This window comes from Jiangella anatolica, assembly GCF_003236295.1.
Taxonomy (GTDB): domain Bacteria; phylum Actinomycetota; class Actinomycetes; order Jiangellales; family Jiangellaceae; genus Jiangella; species Jiangella anatolica.
Genome location: NZ_POTW01000037.1, coordinates 39,757 through 54,541 on the forward strand (window position 1 = coordinate 39,757; position 14,785 = coordinate 54,541).

The window sequence follows — 14,785 nt, forward strand, 5'->3', positions numbered from 1 at the left end:
CCGGGTGTCGCAGGCGCCCCCTGCTGTCCAGCCGTGCACGGGAGTCAGACGTGGGTACCAGCCCGCCGTCATCCCGAGCCTGTCGCGCCCGGCGTACCGGGCGACAAGCTGTGCCCAACGCTACGAACCGGCCCACGCGGCGACATCCGTAGTGATTACGCAAATTCTTATGCGGCGATCGTCGTGATCATGCTCAACCGCGTCTACCGTTGGCGTGCATGCACGCCACTCACGCGTTGAGCCAGTGGCCGTTGGTCGGCCGCTACGAGGAGTACGCGGCTGCGCTGCAGGTCCTGGCCGGTGACGACGCCTCGACGGCGTTGGGCGTGCTGCTCGTGGGCGAGTCGGGCGTGGGCAAGTCGACGCTGGCGAGCCGGCTGGAGCTGGCCGTCGCCGATACCGCGTATGTGGTGACCGTCACATCGCCGAGCCGGGCGCAGCCGGTGATGCTCGGCGCGCTGGCCCCGCTGCTGACCGACGTTGCGGCGCATGCCGACACCAGCCCGATCTCGGTGTTCCAGGCCGCCGCGGACCGCCTCGGCCGCGACGCCGGCGGGCGGTCGGTCGTCCTGCGGGTCGAGGACGCTCACCTGCTCGACGGCGCGAGCGCGGGCGTGCTGCGCATGCTGGCGATGTCCAGACGAGCCCGGCTGCTGGTGACCAGCCGGCCGGGCCCCGGCATCCCGGACGACCTGGTGACGCTGTACAAGGACGGCTGGCTGCGCTGGATCGACATCGCTCCGCTGGACCGGGCCGAGACGACGCTGTTGCTGCGCGAGGCGCTGGGCGGCGTCGTCGGCCGCGACACCGACCGCCGGATGTGGGAGGCCAGCCTCGGCAACCCGCTCTACCTGCGCGAGCTGGTCCGCTCCGCGCTCAGCCGCGACGAGCTGCTGCACAACCACGGCGTGTGGACGTGGACCGGGCCGGTGGTGCCCGGGCGGCTGATCGAGCTGGTCACCGCGGAGCTGCGCCGCCGCCCCGACGGCGAGCGCGAGGTCCTGGAGATCGTCTCGCTGGCCGAGTCGCTGCCGCTGCCGCTGCTGTTCGAGCTGGCCGACACCGGCGCCGTCGACTCCCTGGTCGAGGCCGGCATGCTGGTCGTCGACAACGCCGCCGTGCCGCCGACGGCGCGGCTGTCGCACCCCGTGTACGGCGAGGCGATCCGCAGTCTGGTACTGCCGGGACGGCGCCGGGTGCTGCGCGAGCGGGTCGTCCAGCACCTGCCCGGCCCGCACGACGCGTCGCTGCCGGACCTGCTGCGGTGGGTGTCGTGGGCGCTGGAGGCCGGGTCGGTACCCGAGCCGGAGCTGCTGGTCGAGGCGGCCGCGCTGGCCAACCGGCTGCAGCAGGCCGCCGACGCGCGCCGGTTCGCGGACCTGGCGCTGCTGGCCGACCCCGACGACAGCGTGGTGGCCGGCGCGCTGGCCCAGCGGGCCCGGGCGCACCGCGTGCTCGGCGCCGTCGACCGCGCCCAGGCCGACCTGGACCAGCTGGACGCGCTGCCGGCTCCGGTGCTGACGCCGGGGCTGCGGGCGCACGCCGCGATCACCGGCGCCGACGTGCTGTTCCACGGGCAGGCCGACCCGGCGGCCGCGGTCCGGCTGCTGGAGGCGACGCTGCCGCAGGTCGCGAGCTGCCCGCAGTCGTCGGCGGTGCTGCGCGGGCACCGGTTGTCGGTGCTGATGAACGCCGGCAGCGGCGAGGAGGCGTTGGACGAGGCGGTGGAGTTCCTCGCCGACACGACGCTGCCGCTGCTGGCCCGCATCCAGCTGGCGGCGTCGGCACAGCTGGCGCTGGCCCGGGCCGGCCGGGTGGCCGAGGCGCTGCGGCTGGGCGAGCGGTACATGTCCGCGGCCCGCGAGTCGCTGTCCGAGGCGACGGCGTTCCTCATGCCGCTGCGTGCGGCCTGCGTGGTGATCCGGCTCTTCGCCGGAGACGTCGACGGCGCGGAGCGGATGCACGCGGACGAGTCCGACCTCGACATCGGGCACGTGCACCATCACCGCAACGTGCCGGGGCTCGTGGAGGGGCAGCTGGCGATGGCCCGCGGCCGCTGGTCCGAGGCGTCCGGGCATCTGGGCGGAGCCATCGCCGCGCTGCGCGACGCCGACCCGCGCGGGCTGCTGCCCGCCGTCCTCGCGCTGGCGGCGGAGGCGGCCATCTGGACCAACGACCTCGACGAGGCGAACCGGTTCCGGGAGGAGGCGCTGCGCCAGCCGGTGCACGAGTCGTCGACGATGTACGGACGGCGCCGGCGCACCCTGCTGTGGGTGGGGCTGGCCCGCTGCGAGGGCGACGCCGTCGACCAGGCGCTGGCCGCCGCGGACTCGGCCGCCGACGCGCACCTTCCGCCGGCCGAGCTGGACTCCCTGCACATCGCGCTGCTCGGGCTGGCCGACGGGCTGCCCAGCGCCCGCGAGGTGACGCTGTCCGACGTCGCCGACCGGATGGCCGCCGCCGCCAAGCGGTGCGACGGCCTCCTCCGGGCCGACGCGATGGCCGGCTACGCCCGCGCACTCGCCGACGGCGACGCCGAGCTGGCCGCCGCGCACGAGGCGACGCTGGCCGGCTTCGGCGTCTGGACCAACCCGCCGCGGCAGCAGACGATCGCGCTGACCCGGCGCGAGCAGGAGATCGCCCCACTGGCCGCCGCCGGGATCTCCTCGCGCGACATCGCCCGCCGGCTCACCATCTCCACGCGGACGGTCGAGAGCCACCTGGCCCGCATCTACGCCAAGCTCGGCATCACCAGCCGGGCCGAGCTGCCGGCCGCGCTGAGCGGCCGCTGAATGATCACGTTAAGTAGGGCTGCTCCCGCTCTACCAGGCGTGCATGCCTAGGGAGGCGGCAGAAGACCGGGGGTGGTGGCGCGGCGGCCGTCAGGTGCGGACGACGACGACCGGGGTGCCGACCTCGGTGTGCTCCCAGAGCGCGACGGCGTCCTCGAGGTCCTGCCGGATGCAGCCGTCGGACAGCGGCGTGCCCAGCTGCGAGAGCGTCTGGACCTCGGCGCCGGTGGCGGTGGCGACCGGCAGGTCGTGGAAGCCGATGTTGGAGTTCTCGCCGCGGAAGAACCGCACCATGTACTCCATGGTCTCGGTGCCGTGCCAGCTGACGGCGTCGCGGGACTTGGAGAACACGTCGAACGTGCCGGTGGGCAGCTGGTCATAGCGGCTGCCGGAGACGAAGTAGGTGCGCACGACGGTCTCGTCGGCGGCGACCAGCCAGACCTGCTGCTGGGTGATGTCGAACACGACACGGTGGCCGGAGCCGCTGCCGGCCGGGAGCGGCGCGGTGGCGACCGGCTTCACGTTCGGGTCCGGCGGCGGCGCCACGACGACCTTCACCATGACCGGCCGGGTGGTCTTCGTGGCCGCCTCGCGGCCGTCGCCGCGGGAGGTGTCGTCGCCGTCGCGGTCCGACAGCGGCGGCAGCACGCCCGCGCTGGCCGGGACGTCGGGCCCGGTGGCGGTGCCGGCCAGCCCGAACAGGCCGGCGACGACGGCGACCGAGCCGCTGAGCACGGTGACCCGCACGCCGCTGACGCGGGAGCGGCGGCGCCGGCGGGACACCCGCCGCACGGCCGATCGGGACGAGACGCCGTAGCGTCCAGCCATCCGTGCTCCTTCAGGTCGGTCCGGGGGAAACCGTCACTCAGCGTACGCCACCCCGTCGACCCGGTGACCGCGCCCGCATGATCATGCTCTCGGGCGCGTCAGGGTAAACGTGACCGATGCGCCAATATCGGTCAGCGCCGTGGTCAGGAGGTCTCGAGGCCGGCCCACGAGGCTCGCGTCGGCGTCGACGCCCGGCCCTCGGGGCAGTGCTGCACGTAGTCGCACCAGCCGCACAGTGACGACGGCCGCGGCGGGAACCGGGTGTCACCGGTGTCGCCGGCCTTGAACGCCGCGTCGGCCTCGGCGCACTCGGCGGCGATGCCGTCGGCGCGGTCGAGGTGCCGGGCGAGGGTGCGATCGTCGTGCTCCCACACCGCGACGGAGCCGGACGGCAGGTGGTGCAGCTCGACCCGCCGGCACGGCGTGCGCAGCGTGCGGGCGGCGGCCGCGGCGTAGACCGCCAGCGCCAGCGACGCGCGGGCGTCGTCGGTGGTGAGCACGTGCCGGCCGGTCTTGTAGTCGACGATGACCAGCTCGTCGCCGCGCTGGTCGACGCGGTCGATGCGGCCGGTCAGCGACGTGCCGCCGTGGATGAGGCCGACGGTGCGCTCCACGCCGCGCGGCTCGTCGTCGGGGTCGAGCTTGCCTGCATACCCCGTCACCATCTCGCGGGCCCGGACCCGCCACAGGTCGGCCTGCTCGGCGTCGCGGAAGCCCTCGGACGTCCAGTACTCGTCGACCATGGCGCCGGCCTTGAACGGCGTGCGCGCCTCGCGCGGCAGCCGCCACCAGCCGGCCAGCGCGTTGTGCACGACCGCGCCCAGCGTGTTGTGCGCCCACGGCGGCCCCTTGGGCGGCGGCGGCCGGTCGAGGTAGGTGAAGCGGTAGCGACGGGGGCAGTCGAGCCAGGTGTTCAGCCTGGTCGGCGTGGCGCTGTACAACCGCCGCGGCATGCCGTCGAGGATGGGCTGGCTCATGCGGCCATTCTCCCCGCCGGCACCGACAGGGTCCTCACCCCGCGCCGTCGATGAAGGCACGGACGGAGTCGGCGATCAACTGGACGGCGATGGCCGAGAGCAGCAGGCCGGCGATCCGGGTCACCAGCAGGATGCCGGACTCCCTCAGCACCCGCAGCAGCACCACGCTGAACCGCATCGACGCCCAGATCGACAGCAGCACCACCACGATGCCCAGCCCCAGCGCGAGGTAGTCCCAGCCGCCGTCGGAGTCCTGCACGAACACCATCGTCGCGACGATCGCGCCGGGCCCGGCCAGCAGCGGCGTGCCGAGCGGCACCATCGCGACGTTGCCCGCCGACGCCGTGTCCGGCTGATCCGCCTTGCCGGTCAGTAACTCCAGCGCGACCAGCAGCAACAGCAGCCCGCCGGCGCCCTGCAGCGCGGGCAGGCTGATGTGCATGTAGTCGAGGATCGTGCGGCCGAACAGCGCGAAGATGGTGATGACGAAGCCGGCCACCGCGACCGCCTGCCAGGCCGCCCGGGTCCGCTCGGCCGGGCGCCGGTTGCCGGTCAGCGCGAGGAACACCGGCACCGTGCCCGGCGGGTCCATGATCACGAACAGCGTGACGACGACCTCGCCGAACAGCTGCCAGTTCATCGGGGCTCCGCGGGCTCGTGGGTCGCGGCGGGGTCAGTGCCCGCCGGCCAGCGATCGTAGCCGCTCCCACTCCTCCGGCGCCGTCGTGTTGACACCCAGCTCGTGGTCGAGCTTGCCGGTGCCGTGGTAGTCGCTGGAGCCGGTGACGACCAGGTCCAGCTCCTGGGCGAGCCGGCGCAGCGTGCGCCGGCTGGCGTCGTCGTGGTCCTGGTGGTCGACCTCGATGCCGTCCAGGCCGGCCTCGCGCAGCGCCTCGATGGACGACGGCGTCAGCGCGCGGCGGGCGCCCTCGCGGCCCCACGGATGGGCGAGCACGCACACCCCGCCGGCCGCGTGCACCAGGTGGATGGCCTCGTCGATCGGCGGCGCGTACTTCGCCGCCCAGCCGGGCCGGCCCTGGCCGAGCCACCAGGCGAACGCCTCCTCGCGGTCGCGCACGTAGCCCTTCGCGATCATCGCGTCGGCGACGTGCGGACGGCCGACGGTGGCGGCGTCGGGCGAGTGGGCCAGGATGTCGGCGACGTCCATCGGCAGCCCGGCGGCGGTCAGCGCGGCGGCGATGCGGGCCAGCCGGGTGCGCCGGTCGTGCCGGACCCGGCCGAGCTCCTCGGCCAGCGGCTCGTACGCCGGGTCGACGAGGTAGGCCAGCAGGTGCACGCCGTGGCCGCGCAGCTCCGTCGAGATCTCCGCGCCCGGCACCACGTCGACGCCGGCCTCGTCGCCGGCCGCGAGCGCCGCCGTCCAGCCGTCGAACGTGTCGTGGTCGGTCAGCGCGACGGTGTCGAGGCCGACCTTCTTGGCCCGCCGGACGACGTCCTCCGGGCGGTCGGTGCCGTCGGAGACGCTGCTGTGCGTGTGCAGATCGATGCGCAACCGGGGCACCCTCGATGTGATCGCTGGACTGCCGATACCTCAGTGATCGTAGCCCGGTACCAGCCAGGGCGGGGGCGTTCCGTAGGGCAAGAGATCGGCCTCGTGGCCGAGATCACGTAGATCGACGATCTCGACGTCCTCCAGCAGCAACACGCCGGCGGTCTGCGGGTAGAGGATCGCCCAGAGCCAGCTGCCACCCCAGTGCCCGACGTAGACGGCCCGGTCGGCCGGCCCCTCGACGAACCACAGCGGCACCGTGCGGCCCTCGACCTGCACCTTGGCCGTCGGCTCGCCCTCGACCGCCTTGCCGGGATCGGCGCCCTCCAGCCCGGCCAGCCCGGCGCCGAGCCCGACACCCTGCTCCTCGGCCACGAGCAGGAAGTCGCCCGGGCCGCCGAGCGGGTTCGGCCCGCTGATCCCGACCCCGCTGGCCCGCACGCCGCTCGCGTCGTCGCCGGCGTGGATGACGGCGCCGACGACCCAGCCGCGCGGCAGCGGCCACGGCAGCCACAGCGGCACGTGCGAGTCGCGGGCCAGCTGGTGCACCAGCGCCGCGCTCGGCGTCGTCACCGGGGCCAGCGGGTACACCTCGCCGTGCAGGTCGCAGACCCACCGGCTGGACCAGGCGCCGGGTGGACGCGCGGGCGCGCCGCAGCGCGGACAGCTTCGTTCGCCTCTCACCCAGACGACGCTGACGGTTCACGGCCCGCCGCGTCAAGCGCCTGACCGTCTTGTCCGGTCAGGGGGCGTTCCAGCGGCCGATCGCCGGGTTCTCGCGTTCCCAGCCGAGGACGGACACCGTCGCGGTGTCCAGGCGCAGGTGCGCGCCGGCGGCGACCGACGAGCCGATCCAGCGCGCGCCGACCGCCCGCAGGATGTGGCCGTGCGCGAACACCAGGACCCGCTCCCCCGGCGCCGATCGCAGCCGCTCGATCAGCCGGTCCACCCGCGCCTCGACCTCGGCCGGCCGCTCGCCGCCGGGCGCGCCGTCGGTCCACAGCGACCAGTCCGCGTCGGTCTCGCGGATCGTCGCGGTGGTGATGCCCTCGTACTCGCCGTAGTCCCACTCGCGCAGGTCGTCGTCGATCTCGGCGTCGGCGAAGCCGGCCAGCTCGGCCGTCACCCGGGCCCGTTTGCGCGGGCTGGACAGCACCAGGTCGAAGGTCGTGCCGGCCAGCTTGGCCGCCAGCGTCCGGGCCGCCTCCTCGCCCACCGGCGTCAGCGGCAGGTCCGTGCGGCTGGTGTGCTTGCCGTCGCGGCTCCACTCGGTCTGGCCGTGCCGGACCAGCCAGATCTCGGGCCGGTGAGTCTGCGGGTGCGGCTGCTGGAACGTCGCCATGCTGGTAACGCTAGCGGGGGAAGCGGCGCGGCGAGGAGGAACCGTGACGGTGAGCGACTGGGCGTTCTACCGCGATGGACAGCGGCAGGACGCGGACTACGACGCGGCCATCGCGGCGGCCCGGGACCGCCAGGGGTTCGTGTGGATCCGGCTGCACGAGCCGGCCGCCGACGACCTGCACCGCGTCGCCGCCGACGTCGGACTGCACCCGCTGGCCGTCGACGACGCGCTGGACCAGCGGCAGGGCACCAAGATCGGCCACTACGACGGCCTGGTCTACCTGGTGCTGCGCCGCGTCCGCTACGACGGCGGGGTGCGCGACGCGGGCCGGCTGACGGTGCTGGCCACGGCGGAGGTCGTCGTGACCGTGAGCGAGGGCGACCCGGATCCCGTCGCGGTCATCGCCGAGCGGCTGGAGGCGCGACCCAAGCTGCTCGGCCACGGCCCGGCCGCCCTGCTCTACGTCGCCGCCGACGCCACCGTCGACGAGTACACCGCGACCGCCGAGACGTTCGAGGCCGATCTCACCGACATCGAGGCGGCCGTGTTCGACGACGCCAGCGGCAACCAGGCCGGCCGGATCTACCACGCCAAGCGGGAGCTGCTGAAGCTGCAGCGGGCGATCGCGCCGCTCGGCACGCCGGTCCGGTCGCTGTCGCAGCACCTGCCGGACCTCATCCCGGCGAAGGTCCAGACCTACTTCCGCGGCGTCGCCGACCACGTCGACCGGCTGCACGCGCAGCTGGGCGGCTACGACGAGATCATCGGCTCGATGCTGCAGGCGAACCTCGCGCAGCTGTCGGTTGCCCAGAACAACGACATGCGCAAGATCACCTCGTGGGCGGCCATCATCGCGGTGCCGACGGCCATCGCCGGCATCTACGGCATGAACTTCCGCGACATGCCCGAGTTGCGCTGGTCGTTCGGCTACCCGGGCGTGATGCTGCTGATGGCGGCGCTGTGCTGGATGCTGTACGTGAACTTCAAGCGCCGGGGTTGGCTCTAGGACACCGTCCCGGTGCCGGTCTGCAGCGAGAGCTTGGCCAGCTGGTTGCGCGCCTCGTCGGCGTGCTGGTGCTGGCAGAAGATCTCGTACCGGCTGGCCACGGTGACGCTCTGCGACGTGAAGTCGCGCCGCCCGCCGGTGAACCAGTAGCCGACCAGCCCGAAGATCATGAAGAAGATGGCGCCCCAGAGCACGCTGAGCAGGATGATCGCCAGCCAGCCCTCGTCGGTGAACAGGCCGAGCAGCAGACCGATGAGCAGACCGAACCAGGCGCCCGTCGCCAGGCCGCCGAGCGCCGCCTTGCCCCACGTCAGCCGGCCGGTGACGCGCTCGACCTGGCGGAGGTCGCTGCCGACGATGGCCAGGTTCTCGACCGGGAACTTCTGGTCGGAGAGGAAGTCGACCGCCTTCTGCGCTGCGGGGTAGTCGTCGTACGTGGCGACGACGATGCCGGTCGGGAGACCGGGAACAGGACTCACCATGACGCACCTCCTAGAGGCCGACAGTACCGGTGCGAACGATCAACAGGCGGCTCATTCGCGCACGACATGGCCGGAACGTCGCTGCTGAGCGCGCCGATTCGCCGGGCTACGATGAGGCGTGATGGCTCAGGACCGCCAGGAACGGACGCTGCGGACCGATGCGGCACGCAACCGCGAGCGGGTCCTGGCCGCCGCACGAGAGGTGTTCGCCGAGCGCGGCCTCGACGTGCCGATGGCGGAGATCGCCGACCGCGCCGGCGTCGGCGTCGGCACGCTGTACCGGCGGTTCGCCGGCCGCGACGAGATCGTCTCCGCCGTCTTCGCCGCCGACCTGCGGGCCTACGCCGACACCGCCGAGGAGGCGTTGTCCGATCCCGACCCCTGGCGGGCGTTGTCCGGCCTGCTCTACCGGATCTGCGAGTGGCAGGCGTCGGACCAGGGCTTCAGCGACGTCCTGCTCACCCCGCTGCCGCAGGCGCCTGAGGTGGACCGTCAGCGCGACCGGTTCTACTTCGCGATCCTGGACCTGGTCCAGCGGGCGAGGGCGGCCGGCGAGCTCCGCGACGACGTGACGGCCGACGACGGCATCGTCCTGCTCATCGCGAACGCCGCGCTGCTGGCCGCGACCCGCGACGTCGCCCCCGACGCCTGGCGGCGACCGGCGAAGCTGATGATCTCGGCCTTCCGCTCCACCAACACCGATCCGATGCCGCCGGCTCCCGGCAACGAGGTGGTCCACGAGATCCTGCGGCGGCTGAGCTCAGCCCGGTGAAGTGGAATGCCTCCGTCCGCTTGTGCTAGCGTCCAGCTAAGCGGACGACGAGATTCCGCATAGCTGCGTCGGCCGATCCGGCCGGGAGGAGACATCGATGTCCACTAGCCGCACCGTGATCGCTCCTTGGCCGGGCGACGAGAACCTCGCGTTCCTCCAAGGAGGCGTCGAGGTGTCCGCGACCCGCACGCTCTACCTGTCCGGCCAGGCAGCACTGGCCGACGGGAGGGTCCTGCACGAGGGGGACCTGCGCGCTCAGGTCATGACCTCGCTGGACCGCACCCAGACCGCTCTCGATGCGGCCGGGTACACCTGGGCCGACGTCGTTCGCTTCAACTGGTACCTGCGCGCCGACCAGCTCGAGGCCTTCCTCACCGAGGTGCAGCCGGCGTTCAAGCAGCGTCTCGACGCGGCCGGGTGTCGCGCGCCCGGCGTGCTGCTGGGCGTCGCCAGTCTCGCGCTGCCCGGCATGTTGTGCGAGTTCGAGGCGACGGCGGCGCGCTGACCGAGGGCAGGGCTAGGCCGTCGCCGCGACCAGCCAGTCGGGCAGCTCGGCGGCCGCGGTGACGCCGAGGGCGAGCACCAGCGCGCGGTGCGCCTTGGGCTCGAACGGCTCGACGAGCAGGGACATGCCCGCCTCGACCGGGGTGCGGTCGGCCTTGAGCTGGTTGCACGACACGCAGGCCGCGACGGTGTTCAGCCAGCTGCGCTGGGCGCCGCCGCGGGAGGTGGGCACGATGTGGTCGATGGAGTTGGCCCGGCCGGCACAGTAGGCGCAGCGGCGCCCGTCGCGCTCGAGGACGCCGCTGCGCGACCACGGGACCTTGCGCCGGTACGGCACCCGGACGAACCGGAGCAGCCGCACGACCAGCGGCGTCGGCAGCTCACGGGTGGCCGAGCGGATGAGCTTCTCGGTGTCGGCGTGCTCGACGACGGCCTTCTCGGTGAGGATCAGGATGACGGCGCGGCGGACCGAGACGACGGCCAGCGGTTCGTAGGAGGCGTTCAGAACGAGTGTGTTCACAGCGCACACGCCTCCTTCCCGAGCCCACGTCAGGGCTCGCCGCTCTGACTCTAGTGTGGCCTATTCACTCGGTAGGGAACGTAACGGCAAAATCTGGACCAATCGCCGGGCCCGCCCGCACGCGCGGACCCGCCTCTACAGTGCATCGACGCCGCCGCGTTCACAACGGTTTTTCCGGCTGGTCCAGGTCGAGCCGCGGCAGCGACTCACCGGAGACGGAGCGCCACACGTCGGTGACGCGGTCCTGGATGACCTCGACGACGTCGCGCAGCGGCAGGCCGGTGAACTCGTCGGGCAGGATCGGCTTGCCCACCCGCAGCTTGATGGTGGGACGGCGGACGATGGAGGTGAGCGCGCCGCCGAGGCTGCGCGCGATGGACCCGGAGCCGATGCGCCGGGCGTCGTGGTGGGCCACCGGGATGACCGGCGCCTTCGCGTCGGCGGCCAGCCGGCCGATGCCGAAGCGGAACCGCCGCGGCGAGCCGTCCTCGGTGGCGGAGACGTCGCCCTCGGGGTAGATGCCGACGACCTCGCCGCGGTCGAGCGCGTCGTGTGCGGCCTTGAGCGCGGCGGCGCCGGCCTGCCGGCCGCCGACCTCGATCATGCCGGCCTGACGCGCCAGCGGGCCGATGAACGGGTTCGCGAACACCAGCGACGACGCCATGAACCGCACGTGGCCGTGGGTGACGCCGCAGCCCTCGCGGTTGCACGGGACGCTCGGGTGCAGTCCGGCGCGGTGCAGCGTGGCCAGCACCGGCGGCACGTCGCAGATGGTGGTGTGGTTGACGGCCACGATGGCCGGGCCGCGAAAGGGCAGCACCGCGAGGCCGTCGGGCTCGACACTGCCGAACAGTCTGGTCAGGCCGACGGCGACCTTACCCACCACCTCCACGTACCGAAGATTAACCCATCGGCCCGGCAGCCCGGTGACGGCGCGGCGTCAGGGCGTCGGGGTGGCCGTCGGGACCGGGATCTTGGTGAGGTCGACGACGGCCTCGGGGGCCGGCGGCGTGACCGCGACCTCCGTCCCGTAGTCGCTGAACGTGATGACGCCTGCGCCGGCCGAGGCGCCCTTCTCCTCCAGCCGTAGCGGCAGCGGCTCGCCGGACGCGGCGACCCACAGCGTGCCACCGGTCTCGGGGAACAGCAGGCCGATCGCCGGCCGGCCGTCGACCTCCTGGATCGGGGTGAGCGCGTCGGGGTCGTCGGCGCCGAGCACCGCGGCGGCGAAGGCGGCGCCGTCGGCGAAGATGGCGAAGCTCGAGGCGGCCTCGGGCGAGATGAGGAGCCACTTTCCGGCCAGCGTGGTGCCGACGTCGGCGCCGACGGACGCGGCCAGCGACTCGTCGCCGGTGACGTACACCGCTCCCGGCGTCGCGACCAGCTGCACGGCGTTCTCCGAGCCGACCGACCCGACCGAGCCGACGCCGTCCTTGAACGCGATGTCGATGGTGTTGCCGCTCACCGTGGTGCCGGTGACGCGGTACGAGCCGGTCGCCTGCATGGCGGCCAGCGATTGCTCCAGCACCTCGGCGGGCGCGAGCTCGTCGATGCCGTTGGGCGCCTGGGTCAGCCCCTCCTCGACGCTGATCTGCGCCAGGGGCGAGACCGACGGATGTTCCGGCCCAGATGTACACGCCGTCAACGCGACGGTCACAAGGGCGGCGGAACCGGCTGCAGCCAGTCGGCGAACGACCAGTTGCATGTGCGCCTGACCTCTTCGTTTCCATCGTCGGCTCGGGTGCGAGCACGAGGCGTTCCGGCCGGAGCGCCTGATGGAGCATACCCACGCCCCGGCCCGGCCGTCACCAAAACGTGACCTGGCCGGTCCCGCCGGCCCGCCCGTTCCGGACGTTACCGCTGATCATCGCGGGTGCGAACAAAGGGTGTAATCTCGTTCACGCGACAACTGAATACCCACGACAGGGGAGCGCTGCAGCGCTGAGAGTGCGGGACAGTCCCGCAGACCCTCGAACCTGATCCGGGTAATGCCGGCGCAGGAAGTCGACACCTCGACCGCAGCAGCGCGTCCCACGGGCCTGGTCCCGTGGCGGCGCGCTGTGTCACGTCGCGAGGGCCCCTCGTCGTCCCCGTGCGAGAGGAGCTTTTCCGTGAGCGAGCCAGCCACCGTCCAGCTGCGCCGGCACCGCTGGCGCACCGTCGACATCGTCGTCGCGTCTGTCATCGGCGTCGTGTTCGGCGTGGTGTTCGCCATCTGGAACAACCTGCTGTACTCCGTGATCAACGCGCCACTCGGCTCGATGCCGATCGCGCCGCTGGCGTCGGGGGTCTGGCTGATTCCGGCCGTCCTCGGCGCGTTGGTGGTGCGCCGCCCCGGCGCCGCCCTGTTCACCGAGTTGCTGGCGGCGATCGTCTCGATGTTCTTCGGCTCGGCCTGGGGTCTGTCGGTGTTCATGTCCGGTGTCTGGCAGGGCCTGGGCGCCGAGCTCGTGTTCGCGCTGCTGGCCTACCGGCGGTGGGGGCTGGTCGCGGCGCTCCTCGCCGGCGGCGGGGCCGGCGTGGCGATGGGTCTCTACGAGATCGTCACCTATGTCCCGACGTACTCGTGGGACTGGAAGGTCATCTACGTCGGCTGCGCGATCGTCGCCGGTGCCGTCGCCGGTGGGCTGGCTTGGCTGCTGGTGCGGGCGCTGGCCCGGACGGGTGCGCTGGCGCCGTTCGCGGCCGGCCGGGCGCAGGGCGAGATCTGATGGGCGCCGCGGTCCGGCTGCGCGGGTTCGGCTGGCGCTACGCGGGCCGGAAGGCGTGGGCCTGCCGCGGCGTCGACCTCGACATCGCCGCCGGCGAGCGGGTGCTGCTGGTCGGGCCGTCGGGCGCGGGCAAGTCGACGCTGCTGCGCGCGGTCGCCGGGCTGCTGGACCCGGAGACCGCGGCGGAGCACGAGGGCGACGTCGAGATCGACGGGATGCCGGCGGCGGGCGCGCGCGACCGGGTCGGCATGGTGCTGCAGGATCCCGAGACGTCGCTGGTGATGTCCCGCTCCGGCGACGACGTCGCGTTCGGCCTGGAGAACGCCGGCGTCCCCGCCGAGGAGATCTGGCCGCGCGTGGACGCCGCGCTCGCTCAGGTCGGGTTCGCGCACGGACGGGACCGGGCGACGGCGGCGCTGTCCGGCGGCGAGCAACAGCGGCTGGCGCTGGCCGGCGCGCTGGTGCGCCGTCCGGCGGTGCTGGCGCTGGACGAGCCGACCGCCAACCTCGACCCGGCGGGGACCGCGACGGTGCTGGGCGCCGTCTCGTCCGCGCTGGCCGGCTCCGGGACGACGCTGCTCATGGTGGAGCACCGGGTCGACGCGGCCGCCGGGCTGGTCGACCGCGTCGTTGTGCTGGCGCCGGGCGGCGGTGTGCTCGACGAGGGGCCACCGGCGGAGGTGTTCGGCCGCCGCGGCGCCGCGCTGGCCGACGCGGGGGTGTGGGTGCCGGCGCCGTGGGGCCCGGCCGCTCCCCCGTTCACGCCCGGGCCCGGCGGCGACGTCGTGCTGACGGCGCGGGACCTCAGCCTGACGTACCCGCGCACCCGGCGGCCGGCGCTGTCGGCGGCGTCGCTGGACGTGCGCGCCGGCACCGCGGTCGCCGTCACGGGGCCGAACGGCAGCGGCAAGTCGACGCTGGCGATGCTGCTGGCCGGCCTGCTGCCGCCGGACACGGGGTCGGTGCTGGTCGGCGGGTCGGACCGGCCATTGCACCGGTGGCGCGCGCGGGACCTGTGCCGCCGGGTCGGGACGGTGTTCCAGGATCCGGAGCACCAGTTCGTCACGCGCACCGTCCGCGAGGAGCTGCTGGTCGGTCCGCGGCGGGCCGGCGTCGCCGCCGACGTTGCGGAGCGGCGGGCCGGCGAGCTGCTGTCCCGGCTGCGGCTGGAGCGGCTGGCCGGCGCCAACCCGTTCACGCTGTCCGGTGGCGAGAAGCGGCGGCTGTCGGTGGCGGCGATGCTGGCGACCGCGCCGGACCTGCTGGTGATGGACGAGCCGACGTTCGGCCAGGACGCGAGGACGTGGGCGGAGCTCCTCTCGCTGTGTGTGGGGTTGCGGG

Annotated in this window: 16 protein-coding genes and 1 riboswitch; of the genes, 6 read left to right on the plus strand and 10 right to left on the minus strand. The window is 73.4% G+C overall.

Annotated elements, in window-relative coordinates; genetic code table 11:
• Nucleotides 1–218 precede the first annotated feature (218 nt).
• Entirely contained in the window at nt 219–2,792 is a 2,574-nt protein-coding gene (locus C1I92_RS16480; protein ID WP_146605166.1) for a helix-turn-helix transcriptional regulator, read from the plus strand.
• Nucleotides 2,793–2,882: 90 nt separating this feature from the next.
• On the opposite strand, the gene C1I92_RS16485 is transcribed toward C1I92_RS16480, so the two are convergent.
• From C1I92_RS16485 to C1I92_RS16510, 6 genes are all read right to left on the minus strand, one after another.
• Entirely contained in the window at nt 2,883–3,620 is a 738-nt protein-coding gene (locus C1I92_RS16485) for a L,D-transpeptidase (RefSeq protein WP_111255740.1), read from the minus strand.
• A 143-nt stretch (nt 3,621–3,763) separates the two neighbouring features.
• Nucleotides 3,764–4,597, minus strand: coding sequence for a RecB family exonuclease (locus C1I92_RS16490; protein ID WP_111255741.1), 834 nt, complete (start codon nt 4,595–4,597; stop codon nt 3,764–3,766).
• Nucleotides 4,598–4,631: 34 nt separating this feature from the next.
• Entirely contained in the window at nt 4,632–5,237 is a 606-nt protein-coding gene (locus C1I92_RS16495; RefSeq protein WP_111255742.1) for a MarC family protein, read from the minus strand.
• A gap of 33 nt (nt 5,238–5,270) precedes the next feature.
• The gene (locus C1I92_RS16500) at nt 5,271–6,110 is read right to left on the minus strand and encodes a PHP domain-containing protein (RefSeq protein WP_111255743.1); all 840 of its coding nucleotides are present in this window, start codon (nt 6,108–6,110) and stop codon (nt 5,271–5,273) included.
• 39 nt (nt 6,111–6,149) lie between these two features.
• Entirely contained in the window at nt 6,150–6,791 is a 642-nt protein-coding gene (locus tag C1I92_RS16505; protein ID WP_111255744.1) for a DUF6758 family protein, read from the minus strand.
• A 58-nt stretch (nt 6,792–6,849) separates the two neighbouring features.
• Nucleotides 6,850–7,449, minus strand: coding sequence for a histidine phosphatase family protein (locus C1I92_RS16510; RefSeq protein WP_111255745.1), 600 nt, complete (start codon nt 7,447–7,449; stop codon nt 6,850–6,852).
• A 43-nt stretch (nt 7,450–7,492) separates the two neighbouring features.
• Between C1I92_RS16510 and C1I92_RS16515 the strand changes: the two genes are divergently transcribed.
• Nucleotides 7,493–8,455 carry a magnesium and cobalt transport protein CorA gene (locus tag C1I92_RS16515; RefSeq protein ID WP_158564164.1) on the plus strand — a complete coding sequence of 321 codons (963 nt, stop codon included), beginning with the start codon at nt 7,493–7,495 and terminating at the stop codon, nt 8,453–8,455.
• Here the strand turns inward: C1I92_RS16515 and C1I92_RS16520 are convergent.
• Entirely contained in the window at nt 8,452–8,937 is a 486-nt protein-coding gene (locus C1I92_RS16520; RefSeq protein WP_111255747.1) for a YflT domain-containing protein, read from the minus strand. The genes C1I92_RS16515 and C1I92_RS16520 overlap by 4 nt on opposite strands.
• A gap of 121 nt (nt 8,938–9,058) precedes the next feature.
• Between C1I92_RS16520 and C1I92_RS16525 the strand changes: the two genes are divergently transcribed.
• Both C1I92_RS16525 and C1I92_RS16530 read left to right on the plus strand, forming a co-directional pair.
• Nucleotides 9,059–9,709: a TetR/AcrR family transcriptional regulator gene (locus tag C1I92_RS16525; RefSeq protein ID WP_111255748.1), complete on the plus strand. Its 651-nt coding sequence runs from the start codon at nt 9,059–9,061 to the stop codon at nt 9,707–9,709.
• A gap of 97 nt (nt 9,710–9,806) precedes the next feature.
• A complete protein-coding gene (locus tag C1I92_RS16530; protein WP_111255749.1) occupies nt 9,807–10,214 on the plus strand; it encodes a RidA family protein in 408 nt (135 codons plus the stop codon).
• Nucleotides 10,215–10,226: 12 nt separating this feature from the next.
• Here the strand turns inward: C1I92_RS16530 and C1I92_RS16535 are convergent, their stop codons facing one another.
• From C1I92_RS16535 to C1I92_RS16545, 3 genes are all read right to left on the minus strand, one after another.
• Complete coding sequence (locus C1I92_RS16535) at nt 10,227–10,733, minus strand: HNH endonuclease (protein ID WP_111255750.1); 507 nt, start codon at nt 10,731–10,733, stop codon at nt 10,227–10,229.
• 160 nt (nt 10,734–10,893) lie between these two features.
• Nucleotides 10,894–11,625: a lysophospholipid acyltransferase family protein gene (locus C1I92_RS16540; protein WP_158564165.1), complete on the minus strand. Its 732-nt coding sequence runs from the start codon at nt 11,623–11,625 to the stop codon at nt 10,894–10,896.
• 48 nt (nt 11,626–11,673) lie between these two features.
• Entirely contained in the window at nt 11,674–12,390 is a 717-nt protein-coding gene (locus C1I92_RS16545; RefSeq protein WP_111255752.1) for a hypothetical protein, read from the minus strand.
• Between the two features lie 257 nt (nt 12,391–12,647).
• Nucleotides 12,648–12,753, plus strand: a riboswitch (TPP riboswitch).
• Between the two features lie 91 nt (nt 12,754–12,844).
• Here C1I92_RS16545 and C1I92_RS16550 point away from each other — a divergent pair.
• On the plus strand, nt 12,845–13,444 hold the full coding sequence (locus C1I92_RS16550; protein ID WP_111255753.1) for an ECF transporter S component: 600 nt from the start codon (nt 12,845–12,847) through the stop codon (nt 13,442–13,444).
• A partial coding sequence (locus C1I92_RS16555; protein ID WP_111255754.1) for an ABC transporter ATP-binding protein occupies nt 13,444–14,785 on the plus strand: 1,342 nt, incomplete at its 3' end. The genes C1I92_RS16550 and C1I92_RS16555, both read left to right, overlap by 1 nt.

What these genes read in the sequence shown, in the direction of transcription:
- C1I92_RS16480 (WP_146605166.1), top strand. Translation starts at nt 219, where the DNA reads ATGCACGCCACTCACGCGTTGAGCCAGTGGCCGTTGGTCGGCCGCTAC.
- C1I92_RS16485 (WP_111255740.1), bottom strand. Translation starts at nt 3,620, where the DNA reads ATGGCTGGACGCTACGGCGTCTCGTCCCGATCGGCCGTGCGGCGGGTG.
- C1I92_RS16490 (WP_111255741.1), bottom strand. Translation starts at nt 4,597, where the DNA reads ATGAGCCAGCCCATCCTCGACGGCATGCCGCGGCGGTTGTACAGCGCC.
- C1I92_RS16495 (WP_111255742.1), bottom strand. Translation starts at nt 5,237, where the DNA reads ATGAACTGGCAGCTGTTCGGCGAGGTCGTCGTCACGCTGTTCGTGATC.
- C1I92_RS16510 (WP_111255745.1), bottom strand. Translation starts at nt 7,449, where the DNA reads ATGGCGACGTTCCAGCAGCCGCACCCGCAGACTCACCGGCCCGAGATC.
- C1I92_RS16520 (WP_111255747.1), bottom strand. Translation starts at nt 8,937, where the DNA reads ATGGTGAGTCCTGTTCCCGGTCTCCCGACCGGCATCGTCGTCGCCACG.
- C1I92_RS16525 (WP_111255748.1), top strand. Translation starts at nt 9,059, where the DNA reads ATGGCTCAGGACCGCCAGGAACGGACGCTGCGGACCGATGCGGCACGC.
- C1I92_RS16530 (WP_111255749.1), top strand. Translation starts at nt 9,807, where the DNA reads ATGTCCACTAGCCGCACCGTGATCGCTCCTTGGCCGGGCGACGAGAAC.